The 17,004-nt window shown below is 56.2% G+C and carries 16 protein-coding genes and 1 tRNA gene; 4 read left to right on the top strand and 13 right to left on the bottom strand.

What is annotated here, in order from left to right; all coding sequences use genetic code 11:
* The first annotated feature begins 11 nt into the window (after window positions 1–11).
* Entirely contained in the window at window positions 12–926 is a 915-nt protein-coding gene (locus BLQ24_RS04085; RefSeq protein ID WP_090162938.1) for an ROK family protein, read from the top strand.
* Window positions 927–971: 45 nt separating this feature from the next.
* Here the strand turns inward: BLQ24_RS04085 and BLQ24_RS04080 are convergent, their stop codons facing one another.
* From BLQ24_RS04080 to BLQ24_RS04060, 5 genes are all read right to left on the bottom strand, one after another.
* Window positions 972–1,751 (bottom strand): amino acid ABC transporter ATP-binding protein, encoded by a 780-nt coding sequence (locus BLQ24_RS04080; protein WP_090162936.1) that lies wholly within the window; start codon window positions 1,749–1,751, stop codon window positions 972–974.
* 2 nt (window positions 1,752–1,753) lie between these two features.
* On the bottom strand, window positions 1,754–2,407 hold the full coding sequence (locus BLQ24_RS04075; RefSeq protein ID WP_090163009.1) for an amino acid ABC transporter permease: 654 nt from the start codon (window positions 2,405–2,407) through the stop codon (window positions 1,754–1,756).
* Window positions 2,408–2,548: 141 nt separating this feature from the next.
* Window positions 2,549–3,385, bottom strand: coding sequence for an amino acid ABC transporter substrate-binding protein (locus tag BLQ24_RS04070; RefSeq protein WP_090162934.1), 837 nt, complete (start codon window positions 3,383–3,385; stop codon window positions 2,549–2,551).
* A 128-nt stretch (window positions 3,386–3,513) separates the two neighbouring features.
* Window positions 3,514–4,485, bottom strand: coding sequence for a D-2-hydroxyacid dehydrogenase (locus BLQ24_RS04065; protein ID WP_090162932.1), 972 nt, complete (start codon window positions 4,483–4,485; stop codon window positions 3,514–3,516).
* Between the two features lie 3 nt (window positions 4,486–4,488).
* On the bottom strand, window positions 4,489–5,457 hold the full coding sequence (locus tag BLQ24_RS04060; protein WP_090162930.1) for a LysR family transcriptional regulator: 969 nt from the start codon (window positions 5,455–5,457) through the stop codon (window positions 4,489–4,491).
* Between the two features lie 247 nt (window positions 5,458–5,704).
* On the opposite strand from BLQ24_RS04060, the gene BLQ24_RS04055 reads away from it, so the two are divergent.
* Together BLQ24_RS04055 and BLQ24_RS04050 are read left to right on the top strand one after the other, a co-directional pair.
* Window positions 5,705–6,178, top strand: coding sequence for a C-GCAxxG-C-C family (seleno)protein (locus BLQ24_RS04055; protein WP_090162928.1), 474 nt, complete (start codon window positions 5,705–5,707; stop codon window positions 6,176–6,178).
* 401 nt (window positions 6,179–6,579) lie between these two features.
* Window positions 6,580–7,959, top strand: a complete 1,380-nt coding sequence (locus BLQ24_RS04050; protein ID WP_090162926.1) for an alanine/glycine:cation symporter family protein — start codon at window positions 6,580–6,582, stop codon at window positions 7,957–7,959.
* 136 nt (window positions 7,960–8,095) lie between these two features.
* On the opposite strand, the gene BLQ24_RS04045 is transcribed toward BLQ24_RS04050, so the two are convergent.
* Window positions 8,096–9,421, bottom strand: a complete 1,326-nt coding sequence (locus BLQ24_RS04045; protein WP_090162925.1) for a replication-associated recombination protein A — start codon at window positions 9,419–9,421, stop codon at window positions 8,096–8,098.
* Between the two features lie 192 nt (window positions 9,422–9,613).
* Here BLQ24_RS04045 and BLQ24_RS04040 point away from each other — a divergent pair, with 192 nt between their 5' ends.
* The gene (locus tag BLQ24_RS04040) at window positions 9,614–11,374 is read left to right on the top strand and encodes an aminopeptidase P family protein (RefSeq protein WP_090162923.1); all 1,761 of its coding nucleotides are present in this window, start codon (window positions 9,614–9,616) and stop codon (window positions 11,372–11,374) included.
* A 196-nt stretch (window positions 11,375–11,570) separates the two neighbouring features.
* On the opposite strand, the gene BLQ24_RS04035 is transcribed toward BLQ24_RS04040, so the two are convergent.
* The 7 genes from BLQ24_RS04035 to BLQ24_RS04005 all read right to left on the bottom strand — a co-directional run bounded on the left by BLQ24_RS04035 (window position 11,571) and on the right by BLQ24_RS04005 (window position 16,930).
* Window positions 11,571–12,455 carry a methionyl aminopeptidase gene (locus BLQ24_RS04035; protein ID WP_090162921.1) on the bottom strand — a complete coding sequence of 295 codons (885 nt, stop codon included), beginning with the start codon at window positions 12,453–12,455 and terminating at the stop codon, window positions 11,571–11,573.
* 97 nt (window positions 12,456–12,552) lie between these two features.
* Window positions 12,553–12,948 carry an aspartate 1-decarboxylase gene (gene panD / locus BLQ24_RS04030; protein WP_090162919.1) on the bottom strand — a complete coding sequence of 132 codons (396 nt, stop codon included), beginning with the start codon at window positions 12,946–12,948 and terminating at the stop codon, window positions 12,553–12,555.
* A gap of 94 nt (window positions 12,949–13,042) precedes the next feature.
* On the bottom strand, window positions 13,043–13,906 hold the full coding sequence (gene panC, locus BLQ24_RS04025) for a pantoate--beta-alanine ligase (protein ID WP_090162917.1): 864 nt from the start codon (window positions 13,904–13,906) through the stop codon (window positions 13,043–13,045).
* Window positions 13,907–14,909: 1,003 nt separating this feature from the next.
* A complete protein-coding gene (locus tag BLQ24_RS04020) occupies window positions 14,910–16,058 on the bottom strand; it encodes a double-cubane-cluster-containing anaerobic reductase (protein ID WP_090162915.1) in 1,149 nt (382 codons plus the stop codon).
* Between the two features lie 9 nt (window positions 16,059–16,067).
* Entirely contained in the window at window positions 16,068–16,424 is a 357-nt protein-coding gene (locus BLQ24_RS04015; protein ID WP_090162913.1) for a cupin domain-containing protein, read from the bottom strand.
* A 26-nt stretch (window positions 16,425–16,450) separates the two neighbouring features.
* Entirely contained in the window at window positions 16,451–16,771 is a 321-nt protein-coding gene (locus BLQ24_RS04010) for a hypothetical protein (protein WP_090162911.1), read from the bottom strand.
* Between the two features lie 83 nt (window positions 16,772–16,854).
* Window positions 16,855–16,930: transfer RNA gene (locus tag BLQ24_RS04005), tRNA-Ala, on the bottom strand.
* Window positions 16,931–17,004: the final 74 nt, after the last annotated feature.

Below are 17,004 nucleotides of genomic sequence, written 5' to 3'. Positions count from 1 at the left end.
ACGGACAAAAAATGACAGAATATGCGATCGGCATCGATATCGGCGGCACCACGGTGAAGCTCGGACTTTTCGCTGCAGATACCGGGAATCTCACAGAACAGTGGGAGATCCCCACCCGCCGGGAAGAGGAAGGCCGGTACATCCTGCCGGACATCGCAGCTTCCCTGCGCGAGGTTCTGATCCGGCTTTCCATCCCGCTTTCCCGGATCCGGGGCGCCGGTCTGGGCATCCCGGGTCCGGTGCTGGAAGAGCGGATCGTGAACCGGGGCACGAATCTGGGCTGGGGCCGCTTCGACGTATGCGCCGCCTTCCGGGAACTGAGCGGCATCTCCCGGGTGAAAGCCGGAAATGACGCCAATGTGGCCGCCCTGGGGGAAGCCCGGAAGGGAGGGGCCGCCGGATACCGGAGTGCCGTTCTGATCACCCTGGGCACCGGCATCGGAGCCGGCATCATCCTGAACGGTCAGATTATTTCCGGCGCCAACGGGGCCGCCGGAGAAATCGGACACTTCCACGTGAGAGACGGCGAACCGGAAGCCTGCGGCTGCGGTCTCCACGGCTGTCTGGAGCAGTACGCTTCCGCCACCGGACTGGTCCGGCTGGCCCGGCAGGGCGGAGCAGATTTCCCGGTTCTGACGGCGAAAACCGTCATGGACCGGGCGAAAGCCGGAGATCCGGCCTGTCTTTCCGCAGTCTCCGAAGCAGCGGAGCTGCTGGGGGATGCAATGGCCCGGATCGCCGCCGTAGTGGATCCGGAAATATTCCTCATCGGCGGCGGCGTTTCCCAGGCCGGTGAATTTCTGTTCTCCCGGATCAGGTCTGCCTATCGGGCCCGCGCCTTCCATCCTTCCCGGGATACAATAATCCGGCCTGCGGAGCTGGGTCCGCAGGCCGGCATCTACGGCGCAGCCCACCTGATTCTGTAATCTGATCCGGTGATCCGAAGCAGTGATCTGTCCCCGCTTTTCCTTCTAAAGCATTGCCTGCAGGAACTCCCGGAGCCGGTCACTCTTCGGATTGGTGAAGATTTCTTCCGGCGTTCCTGTCTCCAGAATCTGGCCCCGGTTCATGAAGACCACCCGGTCCGCCACTTCCCGGGCGAATCCCATCTCATGGGTCACCACGATCATGGTGATCCGCTTGGCCGACAGGTCCTTCATGACATTCAGCACTTCTCCGGTAATTTCCGGATCCAGCGCAGAAGTCGGTTCATCGAACAGCATGATCTTCGGTTCCATGGCCAGACCTCTGGCAATGGCAATCCGCTGCTTCTGGCCGCCGGACAGCATGTTCGGAAACTCGTCCCGCTTGTCCGAGAGCCCCACCATTTCCAGAAGCTCCATGGCCCTTGCTTCCGCCTTCCGGGGATCCTCCCCCTTCACCTTGATCGGCGCATAGGTGATATTTTTCAGGCAGGTCATATGTGGAAACAGATTGAAGTGCTGGAACACCATCCCTGTCTCGCTGATCAGTTTCTTCAGTTCCCGGTCCGGCAGATACTTCGCTTCCTTCAGACGGCCGGTTTCCTCACCCGGCTTTCCGTCCACGAAAGTGGTGCCGTTCAGCGTGATCTTACCGGAACTGATCCTGGTCAGGCAGTTTACGGTGCGAAGCAGGGTACTCTTTCCGGAACCGGAAGGTCCGATGATCGCCACCGTCTCTCCGTCTTCCACCGTGAGGTTCACATTGTTCAGCGCTGTGAAGTCTCCGAAATGCTTTACAATATTCTTCATTTCCAATACTGCCGCCATCACTACGCCTCCTTTCTGTCATACCGGGATGCCCGCTTCTCCACATAGGTGACGAATACGGTGGCCACCGCCGTGAAGGCCAGGTAAATCAGGGCCGCTGCCGCATACGGCATCAGACTGCCGGTACGGTTGACCGTGCCCTCTGCCACACGCATCATTTCTCCCAGAGAGATTACGGACGCCAGCGGCGTATCCTTGATCAGCACCAGGATCTCGTTGGACACCGGCGGCAGAACAACCCGGAGGGCCTGGGGGATGACGATATCGAAAGTGGTCTGGGCCCGGGTGAGTCCCAGTGAGTGAGCGGCCTCATACTGCCCTTTGTCAATACTGTTGATGCCGCCCCGGTAGATCTCGGCGAAGTACGCCGCATAGTTCAGGGTAAATGCCAGCACAGCCGCCGGGAATGCCTCGATGTTCCATCCCATGACGAAGGGGAAGAAGAAGTAGAAGAACATGAGCTGCAGCATCAGCGGTGTGCCCCGGAACACGAACACGTATGCTTTGCAGATCCAGCGCAGGGGCGGGATCCGGGAATTTTCACCCAGAGCGATGGGAAGTCCCAGGGGCAGTGAAAGCACCAGGGTCGCTGCGAACAGAGCGATGGAAATTTTCGCACCGGTCAGCAGCGGCGGGAATAATTCAGCAAAACTCATTCTGTCTCCTTCCGATCCGCGGCCGGGCCGCGGCATTTTCATCAATACATCGAGGATCGTTTTCTTTCCTTCTCTTTCCAAAGGAACGTGAACAGGCGGCCGCCCCTCCGGCCGGCCGCCCGATACTCGCACATCGTCCTTCTACTTGTTTGCGCCGATCTTCACCAGGTTCTTTCCGAACCACTTCTTCGAGATCTTCGCCGCCTGGCCGTCATCCACGGTCTTCTGCAGCGCCTCGTTGATCTTCTTCGCCAGCGCCTCGTCTCCCTTGCGGAAACCGATTGCGTAGTTGTCCGCTCCGAAATTGTACTTGCTCTCGTAGAGCTTGGTCTTGTTCTTGTTATTGTAGATTGCGTAGACCTCGTCGATCGCTACCACGTCGATCCGGCCGGCTTTCATATCCATCATGGCCGCATCGTAATCCTTGTATTCCTTCACATTGTCCTTGAAAGAATCGTAAGCCTTGTCCTTCTGAATTGCTTCCAGCGCAGAGGAGCCGGCCTGTGTGCCGATCTTCACCTTCGTCAGCTGCTTCGCCGAAGTGATGTTCATATCCTTCTTCAGGGACATGAGCAGAATCCGGTTCTCCAGATAATGGTCGGACATGGTCATCGCCTTCAGACGATCCGGTGTCACGGAAAGACCGTTCCAGATGCAGTCGATCTTCTTCGTCTTCAGTTCCGCTTCCTTCGCATCCCAGTCAATCGGCTTGAACTCCACTTTCACGCCCAGTTCCTTGCCGACCGCCTTGGCCAGATCAATGTCGAAACCGATCAGATTGTTATCCTTGTCCCGGAAACCCATCGGTGCGAAGGTGTCATCCAGTCCGATGATCAGTTTCCCGTTTTTCTTCACATAGTTCCAGCTGTCATCCTTGCTGCCGCCGGAGGATTTCCCGCTGTTTCCGCAGCCCGTCATCACAAACATCGTCGTCACTGCCAGAACCAGCGCCAGCAGAAGCGATACTTTCTTCTTCATACCAGTCATTCCTTTCTAAGACATCCGTTTTCGCTATATCGCTTTAACGTTCTAAAACATCAATATCGATATCTTAGCACAGGGACCCCCGGTATGTCAATTCCGATTCTCCCTGGCGGGCCCCGGGTCTAATACCCCCGGATCCGGTCCACCACATGATGCAGCGGTTCCCCTGCCGCATAACGGCGCAGATTGTCACAGAACAGCTCCACACTGCGGTCCGCCGTGTATCCCAGCGTCATATTTCCGGAAATGTGCTGGGTCAGGATCAGATTCTCCGTTTCCCACAGCGGATCTTCCGCCGGCAGCGGTTCCGGCACTACCACGTCCAGCGCAGCGCCGCCGATCCGGTGCTCCGTCAGCGCCTGCCGCAGCGCATTCTGGTCTACGGCGCTGCCTCTTCCGACGTTGATGACGATCCCGTGCTCCGGCAGCAGTGAAATCCGCTGCCGGGACAGAATACCCCGGGTTTCCGGTGTATCCGGCATACAGAGAATCAGAATATCCGTCTCCGGGAGATAGGACTCCGCTTCCGTGCTCCTCGCTGTTTCATCGAAAGCGGCGCCCTCCGGCATCCTTCCGCTGTGGTTCAGACCCACAATCCGGGATGCACCCATGGCCTTCAGCGTTCCTGCCGTGGTTCTCCCGATGTCCCCGGTTCCCATGATTGTAACCCGGCTTCCGTGGATCGAGCGGATGCCGAGACCGCCCAGCCATTCGTGCCGGGCCGCCGCCTCCTGATATTCCCCCATGCGGCGCAGCAGCATCAGCGCCACCATGACAATATGCTCCGAAATCGTCACGCCGTAGGCGCCGGCGCCGTTGGTCAGCACCGCCTGATCACTGGCGAAAACCCCCGGCACCAGGAACGGATCCACCCCGGCGTTGCTGCTGGCGCACCACCTCAGGGCCGGCGCATCCTGCAGAACTTCCCTAAACTGAGTGAAAATAATCTCCGCATCCGCTAACTTTCCCCGGGCTGTCTCCGGACCGTCAAAAAAATCCACTGTAAATCCCAGTGCCTCACCGCATTCCCGGATTTTCTCTTTCTGGGTGTCGTTCAGATACTTCTGGACAACGGCCAGTTTCCTGCTCTCCATTTCTCAGCTTTCCTCCTGTCTTACCCTTTCTTCCTTCTGCCGCATTTCCATTTCGCGGTAATATTTCTCCAGATATGTCACAAACTGCTCCACCGCCCGTCTGGATTTCCGGGGCCTTGAGATGCCGATGACCCGCCCAACCTCCGGGCGGTACGGCACAGCAATCAGATCCGCAGGCATTTCCGTCAGGTTGAATTCCGGCATGGCACAGACGCCGAGTCCCCGGGCGGCCATGGACATGAGAACCTTGTCCTCATCCGATGCAATGGTGATCACATTGGACACATCCCGGACATTCAGCTCTGCGAAATCATCCATCGTGGCGGAAATGAACGGCACTTCTGCGATGTCCGCCTTCGTGACAAAAAGATCCGGCACCGGCGTCCAGTCATCCGCTCCTTTCCGCTGCCCCATCATCTCATGCATCATTCTCTGTTTCTCCGGCGTTCCGATCCGGTCAATCAGCTTCTCCGGCACGAGAATATAATAGGGGTCTTCGAACAGCCGGGTCCAGCGTACACTGCGGATCCGCTCGTCCCCCAGCGCCACATCAATTTCTCCCAATTCCAGTTTCCGCTTCAGAGAAGTCGTGCCGATGACAATGTCGAAGGCCGCTTCCGGCGCCACCTTCTGATACCGTTCGATGATCACCGGCATCCACCGGCAGGCGATGCTGGAGAAGGTCCCCACACGGATCGTCTCTTCATTCCGTTTCGCAATCCGCTCCGCAGCCTCCCGCAGAAAGACCAGGCTGTCCAGCGCATTCTGCATATAGACTTCCAGCTCCCGGCCCTCTCTGGTCAGCGAAACGCCCCGGTGCGTCCGCTCCAGAATTCTCACCCCCAGTTCGGATTCCACCGCATTCATCATCTGGGTTACGGCGGACTGGGTACAGTGCAGTCTCTCTGCCGCTGCGCTGAAACTCCCTTCTTCCAGAACCGCCTCCACCCCCTTCAGTTTTCTTTCGTCCATCTCCGTCCTCCTGCGAAGAACATTAGTGACTCTAATAACAGCATTATATATTCTATCTTCTTATGCCGCAACAGCAGTGCTATTATAATGTTACATTCATAACAGAGCAGCAGACGGGCCTCCGGTATCCGCTATCAATACCCTGGCCTGTCCGACGCTTTTTTATTTTTTTGCGTTTTGCCGCAGGAAGCCCCTCCAGGTACTCCTGATACGCTATAATGGAAAGGTTACGAGGGAGGTATACCATATGAACAGGAATATCGACATGGAACAGCTCCGGAAGGATGCCGCAGACTATTTTAACGGCGGATACGCCTGCTCCGAATCCGTCATCTGTGCCATACGGAAGAATTTCGGCCTGGACTGGCCCGACGACGTGATCGCCATGAGCTCCGGATTCCCCTGGGGGCTGGGAGATCCGGGCTGCATCTGCGGCGCACTGGCCGGCGGCACCATGTGCCTGGGCTACTTCTTCGGGCGCCGCCGCCCGGGGGATCCGAAAGTGCAGCGCTGTTTCCGGCTTACAACCGAGCTCCATGACGGCTTCACGGCCAAATGCGGCGCCCCGTGCTGCGGGAAACTGATCGCCGGATATGACCGGGACGCACCGGAACGGAAAACGAAGTGTACCGGATTCGTGGAGTACGCCGTGACGAAAACCGCAGAAATCATCCTGCGGGAACTGGCGGCGGATGAAACGTCAGAAAGACCGGAAGTGTAGTCCCGCAGTCCGGAACGAAAGCTGTACAATTTATGACCCAACGAACCCTTACGGATGACGGACCCATCCGAAGGGTTTTATTATTTTTGTATATCACAACAATAAGCGCGCTTTATTTGTGTAGATTTAGTGTGAATGCACAATAAAAAAATAATTTTCTCGTTATCAAATTATCAATATTGATTTTCCAATGGTTACAGCCGTCCACGATGCCGTAATTGTCAGAATCATTGGATATATTAGGTTTTTTTACTTGTAACTGGATAACTCTTGTATTATCATGATGATAAAGACATAAAAGTATGAAGTTCAGGATATCCCTGCTCAGTTATTCTGAAGATGTGTTTCGCTCTTTTGTGTTTCGACGATTCGTTATTGGCTCGAATTAAGGTGGTGTTATTATGTTGAAATTTATCACGTGGTTTGACGGCTGGTTGTGGGGTCTCCCTCTGATCATCATTCTTCTCGGTACGCACATTTTCTGTACCATTCGTTCGAAGTTCATTCAGCGCAGGGTCGGACAGGGCATCAAGCTCTCCGTAACTCCTGACCCGGACGGTGAAGGTGAAGTTTCCCAGTTCGGTGCGCTGGCGACGGCGCTGGCGGCAACCATCGGTACCGGAAATATCATCGGTGTTGCCACAGCGTTTGCATCCGGCGGCCCGGGAGCCATTTTCTGGTGCTGGATCACCGGTGTACTCGGTATGGCCACCAAGTACATGGAAACCGTCATGTCCGTTAAGTACAGAGAGCAGACGGAAGACGGCCGTATGATCGGCGGTGCGATGTACGCACTGGAGAGAGGTCTCCATGCGAAATGGCTGGGCGTTACCTTCGCTCTGCTGGGTGCCGTCGCCGCCTTCGGTATCGGCTGTATGACCCAGGCGAATTCCATTGCGACAGCCCTGAACCAGAACTTCGGCGTCAGCCCGCTCATCGCAGGCGTCGCAGTCGCAGCGATCACCGGCGTCGTAATCATCGGCGGCGTGAAGTCCATCACGAAGGTAACCGAAAGACTGGTGCCGTTCATGGCAGCATTCTACGTCATCGGCTGTATCTGGGTTCTGATCCAGAACGGCGGAGCAGTCGGAACCGGTCTGGTACTGATTGTCAAGTCCGCATTCTCCATGCAGGCAGGTGCGGGCGGACTGTTCGGCTTCAGCGTAGGCGCAGCACTCCGTTACGGATGTGCGAGAGGACTCTTCTCCAATGAGTCCGGCATGGGTTCCGCTCCGATCGTAGCGGCATCCGCGAAGACGAGAAACTCCGTCAGACAGTCTCTGGTATCCATGACAGGAACTTTCTGGGATACCGTTATCATCTGCGCTCTGACAGGTCTGACACTGGTCAGCTCCGCTGTTGCACATCCGGAATTCCTGAAGGGCGACGATACAACCATTCTGACATTCAAGTGCTTCGAACTGATTCCGGTGATCGGCCGTCCGATTATCGCCATCGCTCTGGCCATGTTCGCCTTCTCCACAATCCTCGGCTGGTCTTACTACGGTGAGAGATGCGCCGAGTACCTGGTGGGCGCGAAGATCATCATGCCGTACAAGATCGCATGGATCATCTTCTCATTCGTCGGATGCGTTATCAAGCTGGATACCGTCTGGACCATCGCAGACATCCTGAACGGTCTCATGGTTATCCCGAACGTCATTGGTATCTGGGCACTGTCCGGTCACATCATGGAAGACACGAACAAGTATGTGAACGATGTGGATGCAGTAGACCCGACGCCGATCCCTGTTATTCACAAGGAAGTGGCGGATATCTAATGTACAGGGTGCAGTATCCGAAATAACAGATTATAACGTTCCGTCTCACAGAGCAGTGTGAAACGGACGCTGCACACACAGCAGGAGGGCTTCCCGGCATCCGGGAAGCCCTCCTGCTGATTTATTTTGTCTTTCATCAGCCCCGCCAGCCGTGACGGCGCTTCCATTCCTTGATCTGTTCCAGCCGCTTCCGAAAACGGGCCTCGGTGCCCTGTTCGGTGGGATGATAGTACTCCCGGCCCGTCAGAGACTCCGGCAGGCACTGCATGTTCGTCAGCTTATCCTCGTAGTCGTGGGCATACTGGTAGCCCTCACCGTATCCCATCTCTGCCATCAGCTTCGTCGGCGCATTCCGGATGGTCATCGGCACCGGTTCGTTCAGCTGATGAAGCGCGTCGTCCCGGGCGGCGAAATACGCTTCCTCCATGGCATTGGACTTCGGCGCCACGGACAGATAGACCACTGCCTGGGTCAGATGGACGGAGCACTCCGGCATTCCCAGGAAGTGACAGGCCTGATATGCCGCCACCGCCTGTTCCATTGCCCGGGGATCCGCCAGTCCAATGTCCTCACTGGCCATGCGCACGACCCGCCTTGCCACATAGAGAGGGTCCTCCCCTGCCTCCAGCATCCGGGCCAGCCAGTAAACCGCCGCATCCGGATCCGAATTCCGCACGGACTTGTGCAGCGCCGAGATCAGATTGTAATGCTCTTCCCCGTTTTTGTCATACAGCAGCGACTTCTTCGAAGTGATCTGCTCCAGGGATTCCTTCGTGATGTGAATGCCGTCCTCTGAAAAGTCGCCGTTCAGAATGGTCATCTCCAGGGTGGACAAAGCCATCCGGGCGTCCCCGTTCGCAAACTCTGCAATCATCTCCAGGGTGTCCTCCTCCACTACCACCTTCTGATCCCCATAGCCCCGGGGATCCGTGATTGCCCGCTTCAGCAGCACCAGCAGATCCTCTGCCTTCAGCTCCTGCAGCACGAACACTTTACAACGGGAAAGCAGAGCGCTGTTGATCTCAAAAGAAGGGTTTTCCGTGGTGGCACCGATGAGGATGATGCTTCCCTTCTCCACAAAAGGGAGAAAGGCATCCTGCTGTGCCTTGTTGAACCGGTGGATCTCATCCACGAACACGATAGTCTTCTCCCCGTAGAGCCGGTTCTGCTCCGCTTCCTTCATCACATTCCGGATATCCTTGATCCCGCTGGTGACAGCCGAAAAATTAATGAATGTCGCCCGGGTCCGCTCCGCAATGATGCGGGCAAGAGTGGTTTTCCCCACCCCCGGCGGCCCCCAGAAAATCATGGACGTAATCCGGTCGCTCTCAATCAGACGCCGCAGCACCTTCCCCTCGCCGATCAGGTGCTGCTGTCCCACATATTCATCCAGATTCTTCGGCCGCAGCCTGGCCGCCAGAGGCTGGTCATTCTTCTTCTCGAATAGATTCATCTGTTCCATGCCGCACCGGTCCTTTCTGCATCTTCACAATATACCGGTGTCTATTGTATCACATTCCCCACCCCCGGCAAAAACGAACTCGCGGCCGGCCACACAATTTCGTCATGTATGAAGATCTTTTCGTGCTATAATGACATTTGGCTGCGGGAACGATCCGCAGCGGGAGATATTATGTGTAATTGAGGTGAAAATATGAAAAAAGAAGTTCTGGAACTTCGGGAGAAAATGAAGGAGAACGGAATCGACGTATATTTCGTTCCTTCCGGAGACTATCACAGCTCCGAGTATGTCAATGATTTCTTCAAAGCCCGGGAATTCATGAGCGGCCTGACCGGCGAATCCGGCGAGCTGATCGTGAATGCCGAAGGTGCTTACCTGTGGACGGACGGACGTTACTTCCTGCAGGCGGAAACCCAGCTGGCAGGCAGTGAAATCGAACTGATGAGAATGGCAGAGCCGGGGGTTCCGACTGTAGAGGAATTCCTGGAGGACCTGGCGAAGAAGAACGGCGGATACACACTGGGCTTCGACGGACAGATCGTGAACGGCGCCCGGGGTGAAGCGCTGAAAGCACTGCTGGAGCCTTATGGCGTCACCATGAAATATGACAAGGATCTGGTGGGCGAAGTCTGGACTAACCGTCCAGCGATTCAGCCTTCGAAGATTTATGAGCTGTCCCAGGATATCGTCGGTCTCTCTGCGGATGAGAAGATTGCCGAAATCCGTGAGATCATGAGAGAGAACAGAGCGGACTACCTGCTCATTTCCGACCTGATGGAATCCGCATGGCTTTTCAATCTGCGGGGTGCGGACATCGACTACACACCGGTATTCTTCGGCTACACACTGCTGAGCCAGGACAACGTGACCCTGTATGTCATGGACGGCGCGCTGGACGAGATGCCGGAAGACCTCAGCTACGTCAACCTGAAGAAGTACGACGAAATTGCCGGTGACCTGGCGAAACTGCCGGCGGGCAAGACCCTGTGGCTGGACGAAAACACAGCCAACTACGCACTGTGCCTGAACGTGGCGGAAGGCGTCACCCTGCAGAACCGGGAGACACCGATCGCCATCATGAAGGCGGTGAAGAATGACACTGAGATCGACGCCACCCTGAACGCCCACGTGAAGGACGGCATCGCCATGGTCAACTTCATCTACTGGCTGAAGCAGAACCGGGGCAAGATCGAAATGACTGAGCTTTCCACCGGAGACTATCTGTGGAACTGCCGGAAGGAACAGGGCGCTTTCGACCTTTCCTTCGAGACCATCTCCGGATACGGCCCGAACGGCGCAATCATCCACTACGCTCCGACCGAGGAAACCAATGCGAAGGTGGAACCGAAGAGCTTCCTGCTGGTAGACTCCGGCGGCCACTATGAGGACGGTACCACGGATATCACCAGAACCATCGCCATGGGCCCGCTGACCCAGGAAGAGAAGGACGACTACACCTACGTTCTGAAGTCCCACATCGCCATGGCCACAGCGGTTCTGACACCGGATATGAACGGCATCGATCTGGACCGGATCACACGTCAGCCGATGCGTGATGCCGGACTGGACTTCAAGCACGGCCTGAGCCACGGCATCGGCCATCTGCTCAGCGTCCACGAAGGACCGAACATCCTGCGCAGAGTGCCGACACCGATCCAACTGCTGCCAGGCATGGTTATGTCTGATGAACCGGGCGTATACATCGACCACAAGTTCGGTGTCCGGATCGAGAACGAAGTGCTGCTGTACCAGAACGAGCTGGGCAACACAGCATTCCAGTCCATCACGTACTGCCCGTATGAGCCGGAAGCGATCAACGTCGACCTGCTTTCCGATGAGGAAATCGACTGGCTCAACGCTTACAACATGGAACTCAGAGAGACTCTGACACCATATCTGGACGAGGATGTGGCGAAGTGGCTCATCGACGAGACGAAGCCGATCAGCCGGTAACACGAAAAATCACCAACAGGCGGCCTGCGGGCCGCCTGTTTTCCTTTCAACCAGCTGGGCACGGCGGATTGCATACGATCATGGCCTTTCGGGCGGCCTGTGCACCCCAAGACTTCGTTTTTTGCGGGCGCCTCCCGGCACCCGCAAAAAAAAGCACAGGGAAGCACCCGCTTCCCTGCGCTCTTCGATCGTTCTGTTACCGGCACAGTATTTCGCAGCCGTCTTCGGTTACCAGCACCTGTACCTCCCACTGGGCGGACCAGGAACCATCCTTGGTGTAGACCGTCCACCCGTTTTCTTTGTCCACCGTCACATCCGGCTTCCCCATGTTCACCATCGGCTCGATGGTAAATGTCATGCCCGGCACCATCAGCATTTCTGTTCCCGGCTCGCTGACGTAGCTGACGAATGGGTCTTCGTGGAATTCCACACCGCAGCCATGGCCGCCGAACTCCCAGACGATGGAGTAACCGTTCTCCAGCGCATGCTGATGCACCGCATTTCCCATGTCCCCCAGGCAGGTCCACGGTTTCACATGCTCCACGCCGATTTCGACGCATTCCTTCGCCACCTGCACCAGCTTCCGGTGTTCTTCGGACACGTCTCCGATGCAGAGCATCCGGGAGGAGTCCGAGAAGAAGTGATCCTTGATGGTGGAGGCGTCGATGTTCACGATATCCCCGTCCTTCAGAACAACCTTCTCGGACGGGATGCCGTGGCAAACCTCATTGTTGACGGAAGTGCAGATGCTCTTCGGGTATCCGCCGTAGTTCAGGTCCGCCGGGATACCACCCATGCTGTAGGTGATATCGTTTACAATCTCATCAATCTGCAGGGTGGTCATGCCCACATGGGCTTCCTTTTCGATGGCGTCCAGGACAGCCATATTGATTTTCGCACTTTCCCGGATTCCCTGAACCTGCTCCGGTGTCTTGATAATCGAGCGGGAAGGCACTTCGAATCCCTCGAATTCGAATTCCCTCAGTTTCTCGTCGAAATGCATGTGACATTTCTTGTATTTCTTCCCGCTGCCGCACCAGCAAGGAGCATTCCGGTCGTATTTCTTATTGACATATTCCATTTCGCTTTCCTTCTTTCTGCCCGCCTGCTGCGGGCTCATACGGAAATATTATAGCACGAAACGGAAGAAAAGGAAGTACCCGCCGGGCTGCCGGAAACTACTTTCCCATGTCCTCCAGCAGGCCGTGCCGCTCGTAGTTCGTGACCTGCTGTATGGCGTTTCCTTCTCCCAGGAACACCACCTTCGGTTCATGCCGGTCCGCCTCCTCCGGCGTCATTTCGGCGTAGGCCATGATGATGACCTTGTCCCCCACCGCACTGCAGCGGGCCGCCGCACCGTTCAGGCAGATAATGCCGCTGCCGGCCTCTCCTGCGATTGTATATGTGGAAAACCGCGCACCGTTGTCCACGTCGGCGATTTCCACCTTCTGATACTCCCGGATGCCCGCGGCCTCCAGGAAGGCCCGGTCGATGGTGATGCTGCCCACATACTCCAGATCCGCCTGGGTGACAGTGGCCCGGTGGATCTTCCCCAGTAACATTGGAATTGTCATTATTCTTCTCCTTCTGCTGTGTGAATACCTGTTCCTTATTTTCGCCGCCGAATGTTCCTGCCCGGCGGCCCTGCGAATCCTGTTGACCGGCCTTCTAACGCACCTGAATCATCGGATCCCCCACGGTAAAGTTATCGATCAGCCGGGTGGAACCGATCCGGACCGCCATGGCCACCAGATCTCCTTCCTTAAACTGTTCCACCGGCTGCATGCTCAGGCCGTCCACGACTTCCACATACTCCACGTCTGCCATCGGCTCCGAAGCCAGATTCTCCTTCATCTTCTCCAGCAGCGCCGCAGCATTCCGCTCCCCGCCGGCACAGATCTCCTGTCCCAGACGGATGGTGCGGCTCAGAATCACTGCCGCCTTCCGCTCTTCCGGGTTGAGATAGGTGTTCCGGGAGCTCTTCGCCAGTCCGTCCGCTTCCCGGACGATCGGGCATCCCACCACCTCAACATCGAAGTTCAGATCCCGCACCATTCTCCGGATAATCGCCAGCTGCTGAGCATCCTTCTGACCGAAGAAAATCCGGTCCGGTCTCACGATGTGCAGCAGCTTCGTGATCACCGTGCAGACACCCCGGAAATGAATCGGCCGAGTCTTCCCGCACAGCGTCTTGGACAGCACATCCATATCCACATATGTACAAAAATCATCGAAATACATCTCCGACGGTTCCGGATGGAACACCATATCCACGCCGTGGGCTTCCAGCAGCTGACAGTCGTGATCGAAGTCCCGTGGATAGGTGGCCAGATCCTCCTTCGGTCCGAACTGAATCGGATTGACGAATACCGACGCCACAGTGCGATCGTTCCGCTTCACTGATGCATCCATCAGGGACGCATGCCCCTCATGCAGATACCCCATCGTCGGACAAAGCCCGATGGTGAGGCCTTCCGCCTTCCATGCATTGATCTGATCGGTGACTTCCTGAATTGTTGTTGCGATGATCATGATATCTTCCTCCGTTTGTGAAATAAAAAAACATCCGTACGTTCCGGCGGCCGGTGAACCGACCTGTCCGAAACAGCGGATGGACTCAAAAAACCGAAGGTTCCTGTATACACAATTCCCAAAAAAACGCACGCCCCGTGCGTCTCTTCCTCTAAATCTGTCAATTGGTACAGTTTCTTCGTTGAATACCGTCCATCGTTAAAAAAAATACCACAATTCCCGCATGGTGTAAAGGCTTTCTCATCACGAGAGCGGGCAGACGGTCGGGCGTGTAGAGAGAACCGCCGGGTGTACCGCCCGGCTGATTGTGGATGAGGGTACCGCCCCGGCTGATTGTCTGCGCCCCGGGGTCCGCCCCCGCTGGTTGTATATGGCCGGATACCACCTTGCTGATTGTATACAAATCACGATCTGAATATGAGTGCATAGTAGCGGATGACTTTTCGTATACGAATCATGGTTATATAACGGTGGAAGGTGCGAAATCGCCCTTTTTCTCGATTCCGCACTTGTTTCACGCCCGCCAGGGTGCGAAAACAAAAGAAAAATCCGATTAATATATTCCAGATGCCCGGGATGGTGCGATTTGGCGAAAACGGGATTTTCCGCACCCAGAGAACCCGAGAGAATATCCGATTACTCGGATAAACATCCACCCCTCATGGTATTCGTCGTCGCGGTTTTCCATCGAACGTCCGATTATCTTCGCCGGACGCATATTAGTAAATATCACCGTATCATTATTCACCTGCAAAAAATAATCCACGATGATTCAATTTCACACGAAACAAGTCGGGTGCGAAAACAGGATTTTTTGACATTCCGCACTCTGAAATATCGGCCCACACATCCTCCACCGCCCCCAGGCAAAAAAACAGATGCGAAATTCGAAAAAAATCGAATTTCGCACCCGACAACTCGATCGGCCGCATCTGACAATACGGTCACACCTGTTCAGCCCGGCAGGCCCCGCCCGACCGCACCTGTTCCACCGGCCGCCGCTCTACAGCATCTCGATGAATGCGGCAATCCGGGTGTTCAGCTGGCCGATATCCGCCTGGCTGTAGTCCGTTTCCACACTGAAGAACGGCAGACCCTTTTCCTTTGTCACAAAGTTCCGGATCTGGTGGGTCTCCAGGTTATAGGTATGGCACGCACTCAGGGTCATTTCCAGCACCCCGTCCACATGGAACTCGTCACAGAGCCGGCCCAGCAGTTCCAGACGGTTCGGGTTCGGTGTCATGACGGAGCAGCCGATGCTCAGATAGCGCTCTGCCAAGGCATGCCAGACATCCGGGTCCTGCTCGTCCACCATCCGGTCATAACTCTTGTAACCGGAACAGTTCTCATAGCAGACCACCACACCGCCGTTCTCCTCCACGGCACGGACCACCTTCAGCGTGGCGCCGCCCATCGGGCAGCCGGTGATGAGGATCCGCGGCTTCTTCTCCCGGGCCGCCGGGTCATACTCCGCCCGGATCTGCTCCTTCAGAGCCGAAAGCTCCGCAGGAATCCCGTCCAGATCGAACTTGAACTGAGAGCCGTAGAGCACATTGAACAGATCCAATCCGCTCATCGGCGTCGGATCCGCTTTCATCACACCACTCAGTTCCTTCAGTCCCTGCCGGATGGCATTCTGCTGCTTCACCGCCGCCCGGAGCTTCTCCTCGGTCACCTCTGTACCGAACTTCTGCTCCAGATAGGCCGCCAGCTTCCGGATTTCCTTCTCCCAGGCCTCCAGCGCATCCTCATCCTGGGTCTGGGGAAGCTGCATGGTGATAATGTCCTTGAACTCCCTCATGTATTCATACATTTTCTTCTTTCCGTCGCAGGTGGTTTCCCCCACCACCACATCGGAAAAATGGAAGTACGGGCACTTGTCCGTCTTCGCAAATCCGTAGCTGGACTTAATCAGCGGACAGAGATTCTTCGGCAGTTCCTTCTCGGCGTCCGGAATCGGCTCGTCAGACATGGAGCAGAGGCTGATCGGCACCGCCCCCGCCGCTACGGCAATCTCCTTCGGGAAATAGGTACAATACGAACCCACCACAGGAATGCCCCGGTCCTTGATTTCCTTTACAGCCAGAAAGGACTTTCTGCGCTGATCCGAAAACTCTTCGAAAATCTCCGGCAGTTCCTTCACAATCTCCATCAGGGCCTCCTATTCGTAAACCACCAGCGCAATGAAACGGAGCGGCTCCTCCTTCTCATTCGTGATGCCGTGGTATTCTCCCGGGCCGGTGAAGGTCAGGTCTCCCGGATGCAGTGTGACGATGCTGCCGTTGTCATTGTACTGTGCTTCACCGGACAGAATATAGTACAGCTCCGCATCCCCTACATGCTGGTGATAGCCGACGCCGCATCCCTTCTCCAGAACGATGTCGTTGAAGAGACGTCCCTTGTTCAGGAGCTCCTCGTCCTGATTGATCAGCTTGTGTGCGCGCATCGTTCCCGGACCGCCCTGAGCCCCTTCCTTTTCGATCGCTTCTCTCTCTCCTGCTTTTCTGACAAAACTCATGTTTTCTCCTCCATTCTCCGGGCGTCTCAGATCCTGAGGCCTGCCTCCCCGGTCATAATATCCGTCAGCGGAATCCGCCTTCCGTTCATGGTCACCGCAGTGACGATGCGGACCGGCACACCGCCGGCCGTCTCCCGGTATCCTTCCATAGTGAGGGCTGCGCCTCCCTCTTCCATGGTGTACCGCTGCTGACAAAGGGTTCCCGGCAGGGAACGATCCAATTCCCGGCGAAAATCTGCCATGATTCCCGGCATCACCGTATTCTGGATCTTCCGGCCCTGTGCTTTTCCGTACATACGGCCGAATTCATCCGCCAGCTGTTCCATCCAGTTCCTTCCGATCGCCATGCAGGCCCACCTCCTGTACTGCTTTCATCATCGCTATTTCGGACAACGAAAAACCCCGGAACAACTGTTCCGGGGTTTCTCTATGGTGGAGCATACGAGGCTCGAACTCGTGACCTCTTGACTGCCAGTCAAACGCGCTCCCAGCTGCGCTAATGCCCCTAAATACCTGGCCCGCGAGCGGCAACCTGTCCGAATGTGTGTGATGAGATAGAACCGGTCACCGGACCAGCGGC

Origin of the sequence: Eubacterium pyruvativorans, from assembly GCF_900102225.1 — a bacterium.
GTDB classification, from domain to species: Bacteria; Bacillota; Clostridia; order Peptostreptococcales; family Anaerovoracaceae; genus Aminicella; species Aminicella pyruvativorans.
The sequence above is the reverse complement of the archived record's forward strand: the minus strand, read 5'-3'. Positions and strand labels throughout refer to the sequence as shown.

Coding starts and splice junctions, on each gene's coding strand:
- BLQ24_RS04085 (WP_090162938.1), top strand. CDS start 12: ATGACAGAATATGCGATCGGCATCGATATCGGCGGCACCACGGTGAAG.
- BLQ24_RS04080 (WP_090162936.1), bottom strand. CDS start 1,751: ATGGCGGCAGTATTGGAAATGAAGAATATTGTAAAGCATTTCGGAGAC.
- BLQ24_RS04075 (WP_090163009.1), bottom strand. CDS start 2,407: ATGAGTTTTGCTGAATTATTCCCGCCGCTGCTGACCGGTGCGAAAATT.
- BLQ24_RS04070 (WP_090162934.1), bottom strand. CDS start 3,385: ATGAAGAAGAAAGTATCGCTTCTGCTGGCGCTGGTTCTGGCAGTGACG.
- BLQ24_RS04065 (WP_090162932.1), bottom strand. CDS start 4,485: ATGGAGAGCAGGAAACTGGCCGTTGTCCAGAAGTATCTGAACGACACC.
- BLQ24_RS04060 (WP_090162930.1), bottom strand. CDS start 5,457: ATGGACGAAAGAAAACTGAAGGGGGTGGAGGCGGTTCTGGAAGAAGGG.
- BLQ24_RS04055 (WP_090162928.1), top strand. CDS start 5,705: ATGAACAGGAATATCGACATGGAACAGCTCCGGAAGGATGCCGCAGAC.
- BLQ24_RS04050 (WP_090162926.1), top strand. CDS start 6,580: ATGTTGAAATTTATCACGTGGTTTGACGGCTGGTTGTGGGGTCTCCCT.
- BLQ24_RS04045 (WP_090162925.1), bottom strand. CDS start 9,421: ATGGAACAGATGAATCTATTCGAGAAGAAGAATGACCAGCCTCTGGCG.
- BLQ24_RS04040 (WP_090162923.1), top strand. CDS start 9,614: ATGAAAAAAGAAGTTCTGGAACTTCGGGAGAAAATGAAGGAGAACGGA.
- BLQ24_RS04035 (WP_090162921.1), bottom strand. CDS start 12,455: ATGGAATATGTCAATAAGAAATACGACCGGAATGCTCCTTGCTGGTGC.
- panD (WP_090162919.1), bottom strand. CDS start 12,948: ATGACAATTCCAATGTTACTGGGGAAGATCCACCGGGCCACTGTCACC.
- panC (WP_090162917.1), bottom strand. CDS start 13,906: ATGATCATCGCAACAACAATTCAGGAAGTCACCGATCAGATCAATGCA.
- BLQ24_RS04020 (WP_090162915.1), bottom strand. CDS start 16,058: ATGGAGATTGTGAAGGAACTGCCGGAGATTTTCGAAGAGTTTTCGGAT.
- BLQ24_RS04015 (WP_090162913.1), bottom strand. CDS start 16,424: ATGAGTTTTGTCAGAAAAGCAGGAGAGAGAGAAGCGATCGAAAAGGAA.
- BLQ24_RS04010 (WP_090162911.1), bottom strand. CDS start 16,771: ATGGCGATCGGAAGGAACTGGATGGAACAGCTGGCGGATGAATTCGGC.